Raw genomic sequence first — 18451 nt, forward strand, 5'->3', positions numbered from 1 at the left:
GGTACCCGTGCGGGGTACCGGCCCTGACGTCGTACGTACGACTACGCGGTCACTCCGTCTTGATCGCGGTCAGCATGTTCAGCTTCGCGCCGCTACGCGCCGGCCACAGCGAGGCCAGCACACCGACGAGCCCAGCCAGCGCCAGGAAGATCGCGAGCCGGCCCCACGGGATGACCAGGACGTAGCCGGGGATGTCGCCGGACAGGGTCTTCCCGATCGCCCAGCCCAGGAACGTGCCCAGGGCCACCCCGACCACCGCTCCGAAGAGCGAGATGACGACGGCCTCCAGCCGGATCATGCGCTTGACCCTGCGCCGGTCCAGGCCGATGGCCCGTACCATGCCGATCTCCTGCTGGCGTTCGAACACCGACATGGCCAGCGTGTTGACGACCCCGAGCACCGCGATCACCAGGGCCATCGCCAGCAGCGCGTACATGATGTTCAGCGCCGTGTTCACGAACCCGCCGAACGTGTCCCGGATGCCCTGGCGGTCCAGAACGCTCATCGCGGGGTTGTCGCCGAGCGCGTCGACCACGGCCTGCTCGTTGGCCTCGGACTGGCCGCCGTCCATGGTCAGCCAGATCTCACGGATGTCGGCGAGACTCTCGTGGGGGTCGACGACGTCCTCGGCCACCAGGACGGGGGAGAGGAACTCGTTGCCCTCGTAGAGCGCGCCGACCTTCAGGTTCTCCTTCTTGTCGTCCTCGAAGGTGAGGGGCACGCTGTCGCCGGTCTTCCAGCCGCGCGACTTCGCGGTCTCGCGGTCGACGGCGATCTCACCGTCCTTGAGAGAGGACAGCGAGCCGGAGACCGTCTTCAGGTTGAAGACCTTCTCGACGTCGCCGGGGGTGACCGCGGAGGCCGAGATGTCCTCGCCCTCGCTGCCGCCGGTGAACCAGACGGCTCGCTGGGGGGTGATCGCGGCGACACCGTCGGCCTTGCGCAGCGCGGTGAGGGCCGACGCGTCGAGCGAGTCGCCGCCGGCCATCGAGACCATGTAGTCGGCCTTGATGTTGTCCGTCGTCATCTTGTCGACGGCCTGGCCGAGCGTGACGCCGAGCACCGAGATGCCGGTGACCAGGGTGAGGCCGATCGCCAGGGCGGATGCGGTGGCCCCGGTGCGGCGCGGGTTGCGGACGGCGTTCTGCGCGGCCAGCTTGCCGGAGATCCCGAACATCCCGCTCAGCAGCGGACGTGCCAGGGCGATCACCGGACGCGAGAGCAGCGGGATGAGCACGATGATGCCGACCAGGGCGAAGAAGGCCCCGACACCGAGGATCGTGCGGCCGTCGGAGCCTTCGACGGCCCCGGCCACGATCGCGGCGGACCCGAGCAGGGTGAGCACCCCGCCGATGGAGTTCCGCACGATCAGCGACTTGGTGGTGGCCACCGCGTGCACGCTGCTCATCGCCGCAACCGGTGGGATCTTGGCGGCACGACGGGCGGGCAGCCACGCGGCGAACATGGTGATCAGCACGCCGACGGCGAATGCGGAGCCGACCGCGGTGGGGGAGACGATCAGCGGTCCTGCCGGGATCTTCCCGCCGAACAGGCCCATCGCGGAGCGCAGACCCGTCGCCAGGCCCACGCCGAGGAGGAAACCGGCCACCGATGCGATCAGACCGACCACACCGGCCTCCATCAGGATGGCCCACTTGACCTGCTTGCGGGTGGCGCCGACGGCGCGCATCAGGGCGAGTTCCCTGGTGCGCTGGGCGACGAGCATGGTGAACGTGTTGGTGATCAGGAACACACCGACGAAGAGCGCGATGCCCGCGAAGACCAGCAGCATCGTGGTGAGCGCCGTGAGGCCGGACTCCGTCGACTTGGCGTCGGCGGCCGCGAGGGCCGCGCCCGTCTGCGCCTCGGCGTCCTCGGGGAGCAGGGGCTTCACCGCGTCCAGCAGCTTCTGGTCGGACGTGCCGGCCGCGGCGGTCACGGTGGCGTCCGAGAACTCGCCGGGCCGCAGGTAGAGCTGCTGGGCGACATCGGTGTCGAAGAGGACCAGGCTGCCGCCGGCGTTCACGGCGCCGTCCTCGGTGGTGAAGATGCCGGAGAGGGTGTACTCCTTCACCGGCCCGTTGGTCGCGACCCGCACCGGGCCGCCCACGTGGTAGTCGCCCTTGCTCGCGCTCTCCTTGTCGAGGGCGATCTGGCCGTCCTTCACCGGGCCCGTGCCGTCGGTGAACGTGTACTGCGCGTCCTTGCCGTCGTCGTCGGGGGCGAAGTTGGCACCGGTGTTGGACCAGCCGTTGCCGATGAGCTTTCCGTCGGTGTCGGCGACGCCGGCGAATCCGGAGACCCGTCCGGTGGCCTCTGCCACGCCGTCGAGCGCCCGGATCTTCTCGAGGGTGGCCTCGTCGATGGAGGCGCTGTCCTTGTCGCTCGGGTCGGCCCAGGTCTTGATGGCGACAGCGACGTCGTCGTAGCTCTTGGCGGACTGGTTGCGGAAGGCGTTGCCGAGGGTGTCGGTGAAGACCAGGGTGCCCGAGACGAAGGCGACGCCGAGCATCACGGCGAGCACGGTCATCAGCAGCCTGGCCTTGTGCGCAAGCACATTGCGCACAGCGGTACGGAACATGTCGTCAATTCCTGGGGGGAGTGCGGGAAGCGGAAGGGCGGTGCGGAAGCCTCCGGGGCGTCAGCTGGTGCGGCCCTTCGCGTCGAACGCCTTCATCCGGTCGAGGACTCCGTCGGCGGTGGGGTGCAGCATCTGGTCGACGACCGCGCCGTCCGCGAGGAAGACCACGCGGTCCGCGTAGGAGGCGGCCACCGGGTCGTGGGTCACCATCACCACGGTCTGGCCGAGCTCACGCACCGAGTTGCGCAGGAAGCCGAGCACCTCGGCGCCGGAGCGGGAGTCGAGGTTCCCGGTCGGCTCGTCACCGAACATGATCTCCGGCTTCGAGGCCAGGGCGCGGGCCACCGCGACGCGCTGCTGCTGGCCACCGGAGAGCTCCGTGGGGCGGTGCTTCAGCCGCTCGGAGAGGCCCACCATGTCGATGACCTGCTGGAGCCAGGCGGCATCGGGCTTACGGCCGGCGATGTCCATCGGCAGGGTGATGTTCTCCAGGGCGGTCAGCGTGGGCAGCAGGTTGAACGCCTGGAAGATGAAGCCGATCTTGTCCCGGCGCAGCTGCGTCAGCTGCTTGTCCTTCAGCGTCCCGAGCTCGGTCTCACCGATGCGTACGGAGCCGCTGCTGAAGCTGTCGAGACCGGCCACGCAGTGCATCAGCGTGGACTTGCCCGAACCGGAGGGGCCCATGATCGCGGTGAACTCACCCTGCGGGAAGTCCACGCTCACGCGGTCGAGGGCGACCACCTGGGTCTCACCCTCGCCGTAGACCTTCGACAGCTCCGTCGCGCGGGCGGCGACGGTGGTGGTGCGGTGCACGGTGGTGGTCACAGGGGTACTCCTGGTTCGACAGTTCATGGGGACCCCTTAATCCTCGCCGTCCGGTGCCGCCGAAGCGTCAGTCCCCGTGGCGGTTCCCGGGGCCCTCTTGAGTCGCATCCACCAGCCGGTGGCGTAGTCCTGAGGTAGGAGAGGACCCCGAGAGAGCCGTCGGGCGCTCAGCGGGGCGGGGCGGTGGAGCCGCGGGGCACCAGGCGGGCCGCCGCGTCCTCGAAGCCGGGCGCCGAGCCCTCGGACACCATGGCCAGCAGGGTGCGGGCCGCATGGCTGCCGTACGCGGGGATGTCCCTGCTCAGCGCGGTCAGCGGGGGACGTACGACGCGGGACAGCTGGGAGTCGTCCCAGGCGACGAGCGACAGGTCGGCGGGCACGTCGAGCCCCATCTCCTGGGCGACCGAGAGCCCGGCGACGGCCATGATGTCGTTGTCGTAGATGACGGCGGTCGGCCGCTCGGCCGAGCTGATCAGCCGCCGGGTGGCGTGCGCGCCCTCCTCGCCCGAGTAGTCGGTGTGCACCACCACCGGCTCGCCCAGTCCGAGTCCGGCGCTGATCTCACGCTGGGCGCGGTCGCGCAGCTGTGTGTGGATCAGCTCGGGCAGTCCGGCGACCCGGGCGACGGAGCGATGACCGAGCGCGGCCAGATACGTCAGGGTGTCCCGCAGGGCGGCCGAGTCGTCCGACCACACGGGGGTGAGGGATCCGGCCGCCGACGGATGGCCGATCACCACGGCGGGCATGCCCAGCTCGGCGATGCCCTCGATACGGGGATCGGGGGAGCGCACATCGGCGAGGAACACCCCGTCCACCCGGCCCTCGCCCCACCAGCGGCGGTACATCTCCAGCTCCTGCGCCGGGTCGGTGACGACCTGGAGGAGCAGGGCGCAGCCGCGGGCGGAGAGCTCGGTCTCGATGCCGCTGATCAGCTCCATGAAGAACGGCTCGACCCCGAGCATCCTGGCGGGCCGGGACAGCGCGAGCCCCACGGTGTCGGCGCGCGCGTGGGTGAGGGCGCGGGCCGCGCTGTTGGGCCGCCAGCCGATCTCCTGCGCGATGGCCTTGATGGAGGCGCGGGTCGCGGGGGAGACCCCTGGGCGGTCGTTCAGGGCGTAGGACACCGCGACCTTCGATACCCCGGCGCGGCGCGCGATGTCGGCGATCGTGGGGCGGTGCTTGGACATACGACCTCGCTTAACCGGTTCCTTTTCCATGAGCATCCTAGCCGCAAGCGCCTGACCACAGTCTTCCCCCGCGCGGTCCAGACCTCTCCGGGCACTCACGAGAAAACTGGGAATGGGAGCGCTCCCGCACCCTTGACACGGCTTCGGGGCGCCCATACCTTCACGGCACTTACCCGGTTCAGTAACTCCGCTCGGCAGGGACGGCGCGGGGAAAAAGGAGGGGCTATGGGTACGCGTACCCGGCTGCGGGTCACGACCGCGCTGGCCGTGTTCACACTCGCCGCCACGGCGTGCACGGGAGGCGGCTCGGGGACGGGCGGCGCCGGCGGCCAGGCAGGCAAGGGCGGTTCGCTGCCGCGCGACGAGACGCTCTACACGACCGGCACCCAGTGGGGACCTCCGGCCAACTACAACCCGCTGCGCAACTGGGACCACGCGACCGGCACGAAGGGACTGGTCTACGAGACCCTGTTCCACTTCGACCCGAACGAGGGCAAGCTGACGCCCTGGCTCGCCGAGTCGGGCAGCTGGACCGACGACACGACGTACGAGGTGAAGCTGCGCAAGGGCATCACCTGGGCCGACGGGAAGCCGCTGACCGCCAAGGACGTGGCGTACTCCTACGGCCTCGGCAAGATCGAGGCCTCCTCCTTCCACTCGCTGTGGAGCTGGCTGTCCGACGCGAAGGCGGTCGACGACACCACGGTCCGCTTCACCTTCAAGGACGCCCGCTACCAGGAGTGGGACTACACCCTCTACGGCCAGCCGGTCGTCCCCGAGCACATCTGGAACTCGCGCAGCGACGAGGACATCCTCAACGGAGTCAACGACAAGCCGGTCGGCACCGGGGCGTACAAGCTGAAGAGCAAGACCCAGGACCGGGTCGTGTGGGAGCGTCGCGACGACTGGTGGGGTACGAAGGCGCTCTCCATGACGCCCGCGCCCCGTTACATCGTGGACGTCTCCAACCCGAGCAACGAAGTGGTCATCGGCCAGCTGGGCCAGGGCCAGCTGGACCTCAGCAACAACTTCTTGCCCGGCGCCTCCTCGCTGATCAAGAGCAAGAAGGTCGTGTCGTACTACGACAAGGCCCCGTACATGCTCTCGGCCAACACCGCGTGGCTGGTGCCCAACACCACCAAGAAGCCGATGGACGACGCCGCCTTCCGCCGTGCGCTGGCCGCGTCCGTCGACACCGGGAAGATCGTCAAGGGCGTGTACGGCGATCTGGTCAAGCCCGCGTCCCCGACCGGTCTGCTGCCGCAGTGGGAGCAGTTCGACGACAAGGCCCTCATCGGGGAGAAGGGCTTCACGCACGATGTCGCCGCGGCGAAGAAGGAGCTGGCCCAGGCGGGCTTCAAGGACACGAACGGCGACGGCTTCGTCGAGAACAAGGACGGCTCCGCCATCAGCCTGAAGCTGGCCGTGCCCTCGGGCTGGACCGACTGGATGGAGGCGGCCAAGGTCATCGCCGCCGGGGCCAAGGACGTCGGCATCAAGATCAGCACGGAGTTCCCCGACCAGAACGCCCTCAACGAGCAGCGCTCCAAGGGCGACTTCGACCTGGTCCTCAACAACGAGCGCCAGCTGTCCAACACCCCCTGGACGTACTACGAGTACATGTTCAAGCTGCCGGTCCAGAAGCAGCAGAACACCGTCAACTTCGGGCGCTACGAGAACAAGGAGGCCTGGAAGCTGGTGGAGGAGCTCGGCGGGGTCAAGACCGACGACACCGCGGGCATGAAGGCCGCGGTCTCCGAGCTCCAGGACATCCAGCTGACCGAGATGCCTCTCATCCCCCTTTGGTACAACGGCCTCTGGGCGCAGTCCACCACCGGGACCTGGACGAACTGGCCCTCGGACGCCGAGGGCGCCCCGAAGACGGCGCCTGCCCTGTGGCGCAACTGGCTGGAGATGGGCGGCTTCGAGACGCTCACGCAGATCAAGCCCGCCAAGTGACGCGGCCGCCGCCGACTCCATGACCGCCCCGCTGTGCGCGTGCACCTGACCGCGCGCGCACGGCGGGGCTCTCCACCAGGGGAGCACCCTTGCGCCGCTATTTCGCCCGCAAACTTCTCATCTACGGACTGACGTTCGTCGTCGCCGTCACCGTCAACTGGATGATCCCGCGCTTCATGCCCGGCGACCCGGTCTCCGCCATGGTCGCCCGCGCCCGCGTCTCCCAGCCGGAGGCGGCCGAGGCGATGCGCACCTACTACAACAACCTCTTCGGCTTCGACGAACCGCTGTGGCAGCAGTACCTCCACTTCTGGGGCTCGCTGCTCCAGGGCGACTTCGGGATCTCCATCTTCGTCTTCCCCACGCCCGTCGGAGACGTCCTGCTCGACGCGCTCCCGTACACGCTCGGCCTGATGATCCCTGCCGTCCTGCTCAGCTGGTTCGTGGGCAACTGGATCGGCGCGCTGTCCGCCCGCCGCAAGGTCCTGGACAACACCGTGCTGCCGGCCGGCTATCTGCTGACGGCCATGCCCTACATGTGGATCGCCGTCATCCTCGCCTGGGCGCTGGGTGCGAAGGCCGGCTGGTTCCCCATATCGGGGGGCTACAGCCTGGACATCCAGCCCGGCTGGAACGCCGACTTCGTGCTGGACGCGCTGCACCACTGGGTGCTGCCGTTCCTGTCGCTGTTCCTCGTCGCGCTCGGCGGCTGGGCCATCGGGATGCGCAACATGATCATCTACGAGCTGGAGTCCGACTACTCCTCGTACCTGTCGGCCCTCGGCGCGCCCCAGCGGCTCATCCGCCGCTACGCGTTCCGCAACGCCGTCCTGCCCCAGGTCACGGGGCTGGCACTCCAGCTGGGTGTGCTGGTCGCCGGAGCACTCGTCACCGAGATCGTGTTCGCGTATCCGGGGCTCGGCTCACTGATCCTGTCCGCGATCCAGAACCAGGACTTCTTCCTGCTCCAGGGCGCGTTCCTGTTCATCGTCATCGGCGTACTGATCGCCAACTTCCTCATCGACATCGTGTACGTCGTCGTCGACCCCCGCACCCGTACGGGCATGGCAGGAGGCACGTCATGAGCACACTGCCCGACCCGGCGCCCGAGGCCCCGTCCGCCGAGGTTCCCGCGGCCGAGCCGGGACGCGAGTCGCTGCACTACGCGGTGCGCAACCCCAAGCTGATCATCGGCGTGACCCTGGTCGTCGTCCTGCTCGCGATCGGCGTCGTCGGACCGATGCTGCTCGACAGCGGCAACCCCAACGAATACGTGGGCCCGCAGGCGTCGGCCCCGGACGGCACGTACTGGATGGGCACCACCACCTTCGGCCAGGACGTGTACGCCCAGTTCGTGCACGGGCTGCGCGCCACCTTCCTGGTGGGCGTCGTCGGCGGAGCCATCGCCGCCGTCATCGCCATGGTCGTCGGCTTCCTCGCCGGCTACCGGGGCGGAGTGGTCGACGAGATCCTCAACATGCTCACCAACGTCGTCCTGGTGATCCCCGCCCTCGCGGTCCTGCTGATCATCAACGCCTACATGGGGGTGCGCAGCGTCGCCGTGCAGGGCCTGTTCATCGGCCTGACCTCATGGCCCTGGGCGGCCCGCGCGATCAGGGCGCAGACGTTCTCGCTGCGCACCCGGGAGTTCGTGGACCTGGCCAGGCTCAGCGGGAGCGGCACCTGGCGGATCGTGTTCCGCGAGATCGCGCCCAACATGAGCTCGTACCTCTTCATGATGTTCATCCTGCTCTTCGGCGGGTCCATCCTCATCGCCTCCTCGCTGGACTTCATCGGGCTCGGCCCGACCGAGGGCGTCTCGCTCGGCCTGATGCTCCAGAGCGCCCAGCAGTGGAGCGCGCTCCAACTCGGCATGTGGTGGTGGTTCGTTCCCCCGGGCGCCGGGATCACCGCGATCGTCGGCGCGCTCTACGTCGCCAACGTGGGCCTCGACGAGGTCTTCAACCCGAAGCTGAGGGAGTCCTGAGGACATGACCCTGACCGTCAACGATCTGCGGGTCCACTACCGCACGCTGCGCGGCGACGTCCGGGCCCTGGACGGCGTCGGCTTCGACCTGGCGGACGGCGAGATCCTGGGCCTGGCCGGCGAGTCCGGCTGCGGCAAGACCACCCTGGGCAAGTCCCTCATCAGGCTCGACGGGCGGATGAAGCACGTGGGCGGCACCGTGACGCTGGACGGCGACGAACTGCCGCTGTCCGACGACCGCGCGATGAACGCCTACCGCTTCCACAAGATCTCGCTCGTGCCCCAGTACTCGATGAGCGCGCTCAACCCGACCCGCCGCATCGGACGCATGATCCGCGAGCTCCTCGCCTCGCGCGGCGTCACGGTGGACACCGGCGAACTGCACCGCAGGCTCGACCTGGTGGGCCTCGAACCCGCCGTCCTCGACCGCTATCCGATCGAGCTCTCCGGGGGCATGAAACAGCGTGCCGTCATGGTGATCTCCACGCTGCTCGACCCGTCCGTCCTCATCGCCGACGAGGTCACATCGGCCCTGGACGTCTCCAACCAGCAGGCCGTCGTGGGCGCCCTCACCGGGCTCCGCGACAAGGGCCTGGTCACCAGCATGATCTTCGTGACCCACGACCTCGGGCTCACCTCGCACATCGCCGACTCGATCATGGTGATGTACGCGGGCAAGCTCGCCGAGAAGGCCCCCACGAAGGTGCTGACCACCGCACCCCGCCACCCGTACACCAAGATGCTGATCGGCTCGCTGCCCCAGGTCGGCGCCCGCTACAAGGACAAGCCGCTCAGCGGCATCGAGGGCTCCCCGCCCTCCCTGCTGAATCCCCCGGCCGGCTGCCGCTTCCGGGACCGCTGCCCGCTCGCCGACACCGGGTGCGCCGAGGAGCCGCCGGTCGTCGAGGTCGCCCCCCGCCACACCGTCGCATGCTGGAAGGCGGCCTGATGCTGACCCTCGACCGCGTCACCAAGACCTTCCGGGCCGGCGCCTTCGGCGGCGGCTCCACCACCGCCGTCGACCGGGTCTCCTTCGAGGCGGCCCCCGGCGAACTGGTCTCGCTCATCGGCGAGAGCGGCAGCGGGAAGTCCACCATCGGCCGCATGGTCCTCGGCCTCACCCGGGCCACCTCCGGCAGCCTCACCCTGGACGGCGAACAGGTCCGTCCCGGCAAGGACTTCTACCGCCGCGTCCAGGGCGTCTTCCAGGACCCCTTCAGCTGCTACAACCCCGTCTTCAAGGCGGACAGGGTCTTCGCCCTGGTCCGCCGCGCCTACCACCCGGGTGTCCCGGACAAGGAGTGGGCGGACCGCGTGGAGAAGGCCGTACGGGACGTACGCCTGGACCCCGGGCAGGTGCTCGGCCGCTACCCGCACCAGCTCAGCGGCGGCCAGCTGCAACGCCTGCTCATCGCCCGCGCGCTCCTGCTCGATCTGCGTTTCCTGGTCGCCGACGAGATCACCAGCATGCTCGACGCCTCCACCCGTATCGATGTCCTCAACCTCCTCGCCGGCCTGAAGGAACGCGGCCTCGGTGTCCTCTACATCACCCACGACCTCTCGCTCGGCACCTATCTCGCCGAGAAGACCGTGGTGCTGAGGAACGGCCGTGTCGTCGAACGCGGCGACACCCAGAAGGTCTTCGGCACCCCCCTCCACCCCTACACCCGCACGCTGCTGGCCGCCGTGCCCCGGCTCAACGAGCCCTGGACGTCCGCCGAACCCGTGGAGGCCTGCGCCTACCACGAGGGCGGCGCACGGGACACCGACCTGTACGAGACCGAGCCCGACCACTTCGTCGCCTGTGCCGGACTCCCCGACTGCGGAAGGACCTCCGCGTGACCCCTCGCCACCTGCCCCTGCACGACGGCTGGACGCTCAGTGCCGACAGCGCCGTCCCCGTGGGGCTCCCCACAGGCGGCGTCCCGGCCACCGTCCCCGGCTGTGTCCACACCGACCTGCTGGCCGCCGGGCTGATCGACGACCCCTACCTGGACGACAACGAGACCCGGCTCGGCTGGATCGGCCGCACCGACTGGACGTACAGCACCACGTTCGAGTGGTCCGACGACGGCCACGCCTTCACCGACCTGTGCTTCGACGGCCTCGACACCGTCGCCGCGGTCCGGCTCAACGGCACCGAGGTCGGCACCACGGCCAACCAGCACCGCGGCTACCGCTTCCCCGTCCGGCAGCTGCTGCACGAGGGCCCCAACACCCTCGCCGTACGCTTCACCGCCCCGTACACCTACGCCGAGGCGCTGCGCGACAAGCTCGGCGACCGGCCGGGCGCGTACACCGAGCCGTACAACTTCATCCGCAAGATGGCCTGCAACTTCGGCTGGGACTGGGGGCCGACGCTGGTCACCTCCGGAATCTGGCGGCCCGTCGCGCTGGAGTCCTGGACCGGCCCGCGGCTCGCCTCCGTCAAGGTGCTGGGCGACGTCGACGACGCCGGGGCGCCGCGCCTGGCCGTCACCCTGGATGTGGAGCGCGACGCCCCCGGGGAACTGTCCGGCTCGGTCGAGGTGCTCGGCGCGAGCGCCGTCTTCATCACCTCGCGGGACGAACACCACGTCTCGGTGACCCTCCCCGTCCCCGACGCCGAGCCCTGGTGGCCGCACAGCCACGGTGAACAGCCGCTGTACGACGTCACCGTCCGCCTCGGCGACGAGGTCGCCTGGACCGGCAGGACCGGCTTCCGTGCGGTCACCCTGGAACGCGAGGCGTTCCGCATCTCCGTCAACGGCGAGCCCGTCTTCGTACGGGGCGTGAACTGGATCCCCGACGACTGCTTCCCCGCCCGCATCACCCGGCAGCGGGTCGCCGACCGCCTCGACCAGGCACTCGCGGCGGGCGTCAACCTGATCCGCGTCTGGGGCGGAGGCCTCTACGAGAGCGACGACTTCTACGAACTGTGCGACGAGAAGGGGCTGCTGGTCTGGCAGGACTTCCCGTTCGCCTGCGCGGCCTACCCGGAGGAGCAGCCGCTGTACGACGAGGTGGCCGCCGAGGTCCGCGAGAACCTCGTCCGGCTCGCCCCCCACCCCTCGCTGGTCCTGTGGTGCGGCAACAACGAGAACCTGGAGGGCCACGCCGACTGGGGCTGGCAGGAGAAGCTGGAGGGCCGCACCTGGGGCCACGGCTACTACCACGAGCTGCTCCCCGCCCTGTGCGCCGAGACCGACCCCACCCGCCCGTACTGGCCGGGCTCGCCGTACTCCGCATCCCCCGAACTGCCCCCGAACGACCCGGCCCTGGGCACGGTCCACCTCTGGGAGGTCTGGAACCGGGTCGACTACCGCCACTACGCCGACACCGCCCACCGCTTCGTCGCGGAGTTCGGCTTCCAGGGCCCGCCCGCGTACGCCACACTGCGCCGCGCGGTCAGCGGGGAGCTCGCCCCGGACGCCCCGCTGCTCGCCCACCACCAGAAGGCGGATGACGGCGCCACCAAGCTGCTGCGAGGCCTGGGCGACCACCTGCCACAGCCTGGGGACTTCGACGACTGGCACTGGCTCACCCAGCTCAACCAGGCCCGCGCCGTGGCCTTCGGCATCCGCCACTTCCGCTCGCACACGCCGTACTGCATGGGTGCGATCGTGTGGCAGCTCAACGACTGCTGGCCCGTGGTGTCCTGGGCGGCCGTGGACGGCGACGGCCGCCGCAAGCCCCTCTGGTACGCCCTGCGCGAGGCGTACGCGGACCGGCTGATGGCCGTACGCGACGGAGCCCTGCACCTGGTCAACGACTCCGCCCACGCGTGGGACGGCACCCTGCGGCTGACCCGCCGCTCCCTGGACGGCACGGTCCTGGCCGAGGAGACGGCCGAGGTCACCACGGCCCCCCGTGACATCACCCGGGTCCCCCTGCCGGCCTCGGTCGCCGAGCCGGACGACAGCACCCGCGAGGTGCTGGTGGCGGAGCTGGGCGAGCAGCGGAGGATCGAGTTCTACGAGGAGGACACCCGCGTCGAGCTTCCACCGGCACGCTACGAGGCCACGGTCACCCAGGGTGATGAATCGGGCATCGGCTACCGGGTCACGGTGACGGCACGAACGCTGCTGCGGGACCTCGCGCTCTTCCCCGACCGGCTGGATCCGGCGGCCGAGGTGGACGACCTGCTGATCACTCTGCTGCCAGGCGAGAGCGCCGTCCTCCATGTCACGGGCGCGGTGCTGGAGGCCCCGGAGGCCCTGTGTTCACAGCCCGTTCTCCGGTGTGTCAACGACGCCGTCCACGCTTGAACGGTCGGCCTCCGGCGAACGACGGCGCGGCCCACGGCGGATGGGCCGCGCGAGTGCGGCGACTTTCCGTCATTCCGGTTTGCCGGGGTTCGTACCCCCTGGCCGGGCGGGGCGTGTGCTGATGCGGTACCGGGTGTCTGACGGACCCTCACATGGTCAATAAAATAAGACAACATCGAGTGGATGTTCCGCTGTTCGAGGGATGCCCCCGGATAGGGTCTTGTGCCAAACGCGGAGCCGCGCGCCCACGCCCGGGTGGTGGAATGCAGACACGGCGAGCTTAAACCTCGCTGCCTCCTCGGGGGCGTGCCGGTTCGAGTCCGGCTCCGGGCACCACCGCGCAGCCGGTGGAGCCCGGGACGGCCGCACGGTACTTTAGCCATCAACTTCCTGTGACGCCTTTCGCGCGGGATGAACCCCGGTGTCCATGCGTCACTGTGCGTAGGCCTGCATGTGGCAGGGGCGACTGTCGGCCGCTCCCGGACCTGACGCGGGGAACGTGGGGGGACGTGGGGATGAGACTCCTCGTAAAGATCCTCCCCTGGCAGTAGGGTCATTGTTTTGCCTACCCATTACTCTTGACGCAAGGCCGCGCAGGGTGGCCATGAAGGAGTGAAATGAGGAGCAGCAACCCGGTCTTCTCGCGACGGGGGTTCAGCCGCGACAACGGCAGCGCGGGCTTCAGCGCGGCGCCGCAGGCCGGGGCCGCCGCCGCGGGTGCCAACCCGTACGCGCAGGGCGCCGCCGCCAACCCGTACGCCACGAACCCTTACGCCCAGCAGGGCACCCAGTACGGCGCCCCGCAGGCGCCCGCGCGCTCCGGCGCGATGACGATCGACGACGTCGTCACGCGTACGGCGATGACGCTGGGCACCGTGGTGCTCACCGCCGCGCTGTCCTGGGCCCTGCTGCCGGTCGACGAGGCCAATCTCGGCAAGTCCTACGGCATCGGCATCGGCGCCGCCCTGGTGGCGTTCGTCTTCGCGATCATCCAGTCCTTCAAGCGCAAGGCCTCGCCCGCGCTGATCCTGGCCTACGCGGCCTTCGAGGGTGTCTTCCTCGGGGTGATCTCCAGCACGGTCAGCACCTACATCAGCCCCGGCACGGTGATGCAGGCGGTGATGGGCACCATGTGTGTCTTCGCCGGTGTCCTCTTCGCGTACAAGATGCGCTGGATCCGCGTCACCCGCCGTTTCTACGGCTTCGTGATGGCCGCGGCCATGGGCTTCGTGCTCCTGATGATGGTCAACATGCTGTTCAGCGTGTTCGGCGGCGGTGACGGCCTCGGCTTCCGCAGCGGCGGTCTCGGCATCCTCTTCGGAATCGCCGGCATCATCCTCGGTGCCTGCTTCCTGGCCTTGGACTTCAAGCAGGTCGAGGACGGCATCAACTACGGCGCACCGCGCGAGGAGTCCTGGCTGGCGGCCTTCGGCCTCACGCTGACCCTGGTGTGGATCTACCTGGAGATGCTGCGTCTGCTCTCCATCCTCAACGGGAACGACTGACCCCGCAGAGGCGCGACAACGGGACGGCCCGCAGGCGATGTGCCTGCGGGCCGTCCCGTTTCCTTTGTGCTGGCGGCCGTCCGGTGGGGGCGCGTAGGGTCGCGGCGTGCTCGATACGACGCCCCTGATCACCGCCGTGGACCGTTTCGCCGACCGACTGCGCAGTACGCCGCAGAGCCGGCTCCAGCGTGGCGTGGCCGAAGAGGCCCTGGCGACGGCCAGGGAGCTGTCGGCCCGTGCCCAGCGGGCCGAGGCCCCCGACCAGGAGCCGAGGTTCATGCCGGACGCCGGGATATTCGCGGTGGGGGACCAGCTCGCGGTCGCCGGGCGGGATCTGGCCGTGGCACTGGAAACGGCCTCGTCCCAGGAGCTGGACGAGGCCGTGCGGCGTGTCGAGGAAGCGGCGGCGCGGGCGTTCGCACCCGGGCCGTAGGGCCGGCTGGGGGGCTTTCGCGAGAAGGGCCTAGAACGAGGCGATGACGCGGTCGGCGAGGATGTAGACGTTCTCCTTGCCGCACGAGAACGTCAGCGCGTAGGCGCCGGAGACCCCGGAACCGCCCAGCAGCACCGGCTGTTCACCGGAGCGCAGCGAGTCGGCGAGCCGCTCCGCGGTCTCCCGGTGGCCGGGAGTCATGCAGAGCGTCGTGCCGTCGGCGAAGACGTACACATCGAGGGTTCCCAGCGGGCCGGGGCGCACATCGGTGAGCTCCGTACCGGTGTCGGCGAGCCGCTCCAGGCGGTTCACGGTACGCTCATGGTCGGTGACAACGGGTGTCTGCACGGGGACGAAGTCCGGGTGCGAGGGGTGGCGGCGACGGGCCGCGGCCAGCTCGGGGGAGTCCTCGGGGTACTCCACGTACTCGGCGACCTCGGGCAGGTCGGTGAGTTCGGCCAGCTCCGTCAGCTCGTCCAGGGCGTCTCCGGCTTCGATGTCCATCGCGTCGAGGCCCGCGAAGTCGCTCTGGCGGGGCATGAAGAACGGGACGTCCTCGCCGAACCCGCCCAGCAGGGACGGGGCGTCGGCGGCGTCGCGTGCTTCCTGGGCCGCCCAGAAGGCACGGGCCTCGGCGAGCTCGCGCTCCCGTTCCTCGGCGAGTGCCTCGGCCACGGCCGTGCGTATCTCCTCGGCGGGTGTGCCGGTACTCCGGTTCTGCTGCTCGGGTACGGACGCGTGCAGACTGCGCCCTTCGGCCAGCTCCGTGCGCAGAGCGGTCACCTGCTTGCGCAGCCCGTGAGCAGCGTGCAGAGCGGCGGCGCCGGCAGCCGTGGCAGCGGCGGTGGTCAGCAACAGGGCAAACGGCATGGCGCTCACTGACATACTCCCGGTTTCGATCGACACCCCCGACTTCCTACATCAGCTTGTCCTGTACCGGCGCCTGCTGTCAGTGCATTACGTCACGAATTGGACAGGTCTTTGGGCCCGGTGTTTAGCTCTGTGACTGGTGTGACCTGCGGAAACGACTCTCCCCCGGGATGCACATCACATCCTGGGGGAGATTCGGTCACGATCGGAGCTCAGCCCGGTTCAGGACGGCCTCCGCGCGGGAGCGCTGACCTACGAAAAGCCTGCCGCGCCCGCCGCCCCGGCTCAACTCGGCTCAGCTCAGCCGCTCGATGACCATGGCCATGCCCTGGCCGCCGCCCACGCACATCGTCTCCAGGCCGAACTGCTTGTCATGGAACTGCAAGCTGTTGATCAGCGTGCCCGTGATGCGGGCGCCCGTCATGCCGAAGGGGTGGCCGACGGCGATCGCGCCACCGTTGACGTTCACCTTGTCCAGCGGCAGGCCGAGGTCCCGGTAGGAGGGGATGACCTGGGCGGCGAACGCCTCGTTGATCTCGGCGAGGTCGATGTCGTCGATGGTCAGGCCGGCGCGCTTCAGAGCCTGCTTGCTGGCCTCGACCGGTCCGTAACCCATGATCTCGGGGGACAGGCCGGAGACGCCCGTCGAGACGATGCGGGCCAGCGGGGTCAGACCCAGCTCGCGCGCCTTGGTGTCGGACATGATCACCAGGGCGGCGGCGCCGTCGTTGAGCGGGCAGCAGTTGGCGGCCGTGACGAGTCCGTCGGGGCGGAACACCGGCTTCAGGCCCTGCACGCCCTCCAGGGTGACGCCCGCGCGGGGACCGTCGTCCTTCGCGACGACCGTGCCGTCCGGCGTGGTCACGGGGGTGATCTCGCGCTCCCAGAAGCCGTTCTTGATGGCTTCCTCGGCGAGGTTCTGCGACCGCACGCCGAACTCGTCCATGTCCTGGCGGGTGACGCCCTTGGTCCGAGCGAGGTTCTCCGCGGTCTGCCCCATCGCGATGTACGCATCAGGGACGAGGCCCTCGTCGCGCGGGTCGGTCCAGCTCGTGCCCTCCTGCTCGGCGCGGGCGGCGGTGCGGGCCTCGGCCTCGGCGAAGAGCGGGTTGTGCGTGTCCGGCAGGCTGTCGGAGTTGCCCTTCACGAAGCGGGACACCATCTCGACACCGGCGGAGATGAAGACGTCGCCCTCGCCGGCCTTGATGGCGTGCAGTGCCATGCGGCTGGTCTGGAGCGAGGACGAGCAGTAGCGGGTGACCGTACAGCCGGGGAGGTGGTCCATCCCCATCTGTACGGCGATGATGCGGCCCAGGTTGTTGCCCTGCTCGCCGCCGGGGAGGCCGCAGCCGAGCATCAGGTCGTCGATGTCCTTCGGGTCCAGCTCGGGGACCTTGGCCAGCGCGGTCTTGATGATGGTCGCGGTCAGGTCGTCCGCGCGCAGATCCTTGAGGGACCCCTTGAAGGCCCGGCCGATGGGTGAACGGGCGGCAGAGACGATCACGGCTTCGGGCATCACGCGGCTCCATGAGGGCTGGAAGGCAGGACTGCCTTGGAAGTTACCCGGACGTATAGCTGAGGTCACCCAACAGGCTGTGTGATGCGGACCTCTTTTCTAAGCAACCGCTCAGTCGCTCGCCTTCCTCGCTCATGCCCTCCGCCATGTCGCCCCTGATCCGCGCCCCGATCCGCGCGATCCGCGCCCCTGCCCACGCTCCCGCCCGCGCTCCGGCAGGGGCCCGCCGTCGTGGCCGTCCGTGTCCTTGCCCGTGTCGTCGTGAGGCACCGGTTCCGTATGGGCGGGAAGGCGCCGGCGCCTGCGGTGCTTGAGCAGCGCCCATGGTGCCCGCGCCCCCGTGACCTCGGTGCCCGCCTCCCGTGCGGCACGGGATGCGGCCTTGGCGACCGGCAGCATGCCCTCGCGGCGCGAGACATCCAGGTGGTCCGACTCCGGCCACAGCCCGAGGACCGCGCACAGCGTCGGCAGCATGGCCATCGAAGCGGTCGCGTACCCCTCGGCCGACGGGTGGTAGTTGTCGGGGCCGAAGAGCTCCCGGGGGTTCGCCTCGAACTCGGGGCCCAGCAGGTCGCCCAGGGAGACCGTCCGGCCGCCCTGTTCCACCGAACCGATCGTCTGGGCCGCCGCCAGCTGCCGGCTCACCCGTCGGGCCAGCCACCGCAACGGCTGGTAGACAGGCTCGATCGTGCCCAGGTCGGGACAGGTGCCCACGACCACCTCGGCGCCGGCCGTACGCAGCCTCCGTACGGCGGTGCTCAGACAGCGCACCGACTGTGTGGCCGGCATCCGGTGGGTCACGTCGTTCGCGCCGATCATGATCGCGCAGACGTCCGGCGGCCCTGAAGGATCCGCCAGCACCAGGGAGACCTGCCGCTCCAGATCGTCCGACCTGGCCCCCGGCAGGGCCACGTTGCGCAGATCGACCGGCCGTTCGGCGACCGCCGCGAGACCGGACGCCAGAAGGGCCCCAGGGGTCTGCCCGGCCCTGCGTACGCCCTGGCCGGCCGCCGTCGAGTCACCCAGTATCACGAAGCGCAAAGGATCGGACGGTCCGGCGAACGCCACCCCGTACCGTCCGTCCGCACTCGGCGGGACAGGCGCCTTGCCCCCGCCCACCAGTCGTTTCGCCAACTGCACCTCGGCCAGCACCAGCCCCACTGTCGCCGCCCCGATCAGACCGACGCTGCCGCCCCCATAGGCCGCACCCGCTGCGATCCGCCGTGCCACCCTCGCTCTCGACACAGTCCGGTCCACCTCCTCCGTGCTGTACAGCCGTACAGAGCAGTACCTGCCCCGTGGAGGGCGTAGCTCAATCGCGAAGCCCGATCTCCGGCCCGT

The 18451-nt window shown here is 69.6% G+C and carries 14 protein-coding genes and 1 tRNA gene; 9 read left to right on the forward strand and 6 right to left on the reverse strand.

Annotation, left to right across the window (positions count from 1 at the left end; all coding sequences use genetic code 11):
* Window positions 1–49 precede the first annotated feature (49 nt).
* From OG623_RS20890 to OG623_RS20900, 3 genes are all read right to left on the reverse strand, one after another.
* Window positions 50–2581 (reverse strand): ABC transporter permease, encoded by a 2532-nt coding sequence (locus tag OG623_RS20890; protein ID WP_406148365.1) that lies wholly within the window; start codon window positions 2579–2581, stop codon window positions 50–52.
* Window positions 2582–2641: 60 nt separating this feature from the next.
* A complete protein-coding gene (locus OG623_RS20895) occupies window positions 2642–3406 on the reverse strand; it encodes an ABC transporter ATP-binding protein (protein WP_406148366.1) in 765 nt (254 codons plus the stop codon).
* Between the two features lie 167 nt (window positions 3407–3573).
* Complete coding sequence (locus OG623_RS20900) at window positions 3574–4593, reverse strand: LacI family DNA-binding transcriptional regulator (RefSeq protein WP_406148367.1); 1020 nt, start codon at window positions 4591–4593, stop codon at window positions 3574–3576.
* A gap of 225 nt (window positions 4594–4818) precedes the next feature.
* Here OG623_RS20900 and OG623_RS20905 point away from each other — a divergent pair, with 225 nt between their 5' ends.
* From OG623_RS20905 to OG623_RS20945, 9 genes are all read left to right on the forward strand, one after another.
* The gene (locus OG623_RS20905; protein ID WP_406148368.1) at window positions 4819–6552 is read left to right on the forward strand and encodes an ABC transporter substrate-binding protein; all 1734 of its coding nucleotides are present in this window, start codon (window positions 4819–4821) and stop codon (window positions 6550–6552) included.
* A gap of 89 nt (window positions 6553–6641) precedes the next feature.
* The gene (locus OG623_RS20910; protein WP_362889715.1) at window positions 6642–7637 is read left to right on the forward strand and encodes an ABC transporter permease; all 996 of its coding nucleotides are present in this window, start codon (window positions 6642–6644) and stop codon (window positions 7635–7637) included.
* Window positions 7634–8539, forward strand: a complete 906-nt coding sequence (locus OG623_RS20915; protein WP_406148369.1) for an ABC transporter permease — start codon at window positions 7634–7636, stop codon at window positions 8537–8539. Before OG623_RS20910 ends, OG623_RS20915 begins: the two co-directional genes overlap by 4 nt.
* Window positions 8540–8543: 4 nt before the next feature.
* The gene (locus OG623_RS20920; protein ID WP_406148370.1) at window positions 8544–9488 is read left to right on the forward strand and encodes an ABC transporter ATP-binding protein; all 945 of its coding nucleotides are present in this window, start codon (window positions 8544–8546) and stop codon (window positions 9486–9488) included.
* Window positions 9488–10381 (forward strand): ATP-binding cassette domain-containing protein, encoded by an 894-nt coding sequence (locus OG623_RS20925; protein WP_406148372.1) that lies wholly within the window; start codon window positions 9488–9490, stop codon window positions 10379–10381. The genes OG623_RS20920 and OG623_RS20925 overlap by 1 nt, the downstream gene beginning before the upstream one ends.
* Window positions 10378–12786 (forward strand): glycosyl hydrolase 2 galactose-binding domain-containing protein, encoded by a 2409-nt coding sequence (locus OG623_RS20930; RefSeq protein ID WP_406148373.1) that lies wholly within the window; start codon window positions 10378–10380, stop codon window positions 12784–12786. The genes OG623_RS20925 and OG623_RS20930 overlap by 4 nt, the downstream gene beginning before the upstream one ends.
* 249 nt (window positions 12787–13035) lie before the next feature.
* Window positions 13036–13122, forward strand: a tRNA-Leu gene (locus OG623_RS20935).
* A 281-nt stretch (window positions 13123–13403) separates the two neighbouring features.
* On the forward strand, window positions 13404–14291 hold the full coding sequence (locus OG623_RS20940; protein WP_406148374.1) for a Bax inhibitor-1/YccA family protein: 888 nt from the start codon (window positions 13404–13406) through the stop codon (window positions 14289–14291).
* Window positions 14292–14397: 106 nt separating this feature from the next.
* Window positions 14398–14724 carry a hypothetical protein gene (locus OG623_RS20945; RefSeq protein WP_406148375.1) on the forward strand — a complete coding sequence of 109 codons (327 nt, stop codon included), beginning with the start codon at window positions 14398–14400 and terminating at the stop codon, window positions 14722–14724.
* Window positions 14725–14754: 30 nt separating this feature from the next.
* Here OG623_RS20945 and OG623_RS20950 read toward each other — a convergent pair whose 3' ends face one another.
* The 3 genes from OG623_RS20950 to OG623_RS20960 form a co-directional block, all read right to left on the reverse strand.
* Entirely contained in the window at window positions 14755–15594 is an 840-nt protein-coding gene (locus OG623_RS20950; protein ID WP_406148376.1) for a hypothetical protein, read from the reverse strand.
* A gap of 295 nt (window positions 15595–15889) precedes the next feature.
* Window positions 15890–17110 carry an acetyl-CoA C-acetyltransferase gene (locus tag OG623_RS20955; RefSeq protein WP_406148378.1) on the reverse strand — a complete coding sequence of 407 codons (1221 nt, stop codon included), beginning with the start codon at window positions 17108–17110 and terminating at the stop codon, window positions 15890–15892.
* A 132-nt stretch (window positions 17111–17242) separates the two neighbouring features.
* Window positions 17243–18340, reverse strand: coding sequence for an SGNH/GDSL hydrolase family protein (locus OG623_RS20960; protein ID WP_406151938.1), 1098 nt, complete (start codon window positions 18338–18340; stop codon window positions 17243–17245).
* Window positions 18341–18451 lie beyond the last annotated feature (111 nt).

This window comes from Streptomyces sp. NBC_01012, assembly GCF_045162755.1.
In the GTDB taxonomy this organism is placed as follows: Bacteria; Actinomycetota; Actinomycetes; order Streptomycetales; family Streptomycetaceae; genus Streptomyces.

Excerpts from the sequence above, each read along its gene's own strand:
- OG623_RS20890 (WP_406148365.1), bottom strand. The coding sequence starts at position 2,581 with ATGTTCCGTACCGCTGTGCGCAATGTGCTTGCGCACAAGGCCAGGCTG.
- OG623_RS20900 (WP_406148367.1), bottom strand. The coding sequence starts at position 4,593 with ATGTCCAAGCACCGCCCCACGATCGCCGACATCGCGCGCCGCGCCGGG.
- OG623_RS20905 (WP_406148368.1), top strand. The coding sequence starts at position 4,819 with ATGGGTACGCGTACCCGGCTGCGGGTCACGACCGCGCTGGCCGTGTTC.
- OG623_RS20915 (WP_406148369.1), top strand. The coding sequence starts at position 7,634 with ATGAGCACACTGCCCGACCCGGCGCCCGAGGCCCCGTCCGCCGAGGTT.
- OG623_RS20920 (WP_406148370.1), top strand. The coding sequence starts at position 8,544 with ATGACCCTGACCGTCAACGATCTGCGGGTCCACTACCGCACGCTGCGC.
- OG623_RS20925 (WP_406148372.1), top strand. The coding sequence starts at position 9,488 with ATGCTGACCCTCGACCGCGTCACCAAGACCTTCCGGGCCGGCGCCTTC.
- OG623_RS20940 (WP_406148374.1), top strand. The coding sequence starts at position 13,404 with ATGAGGAGCAGCAACCCGGTCTTCTCGCGACGGGGGTTCAGCCGCGAC.
- OG623_RS20950 (WP_406148376.1), bottom strand. The coding sequence starts at position 15,594 with ATGCCGTTTGCCCTGTTGCTGACCACCGCCGCTGCCACGGCTGCCGGC.
- OG623_RS20955 (WP_406148378.1), bottom strand. The coding sequence starts at position 17,110 with ATGCCCGAAGCCGTGATCGTCTCTGCCGCCCGTTCACCCATCGGCCGG.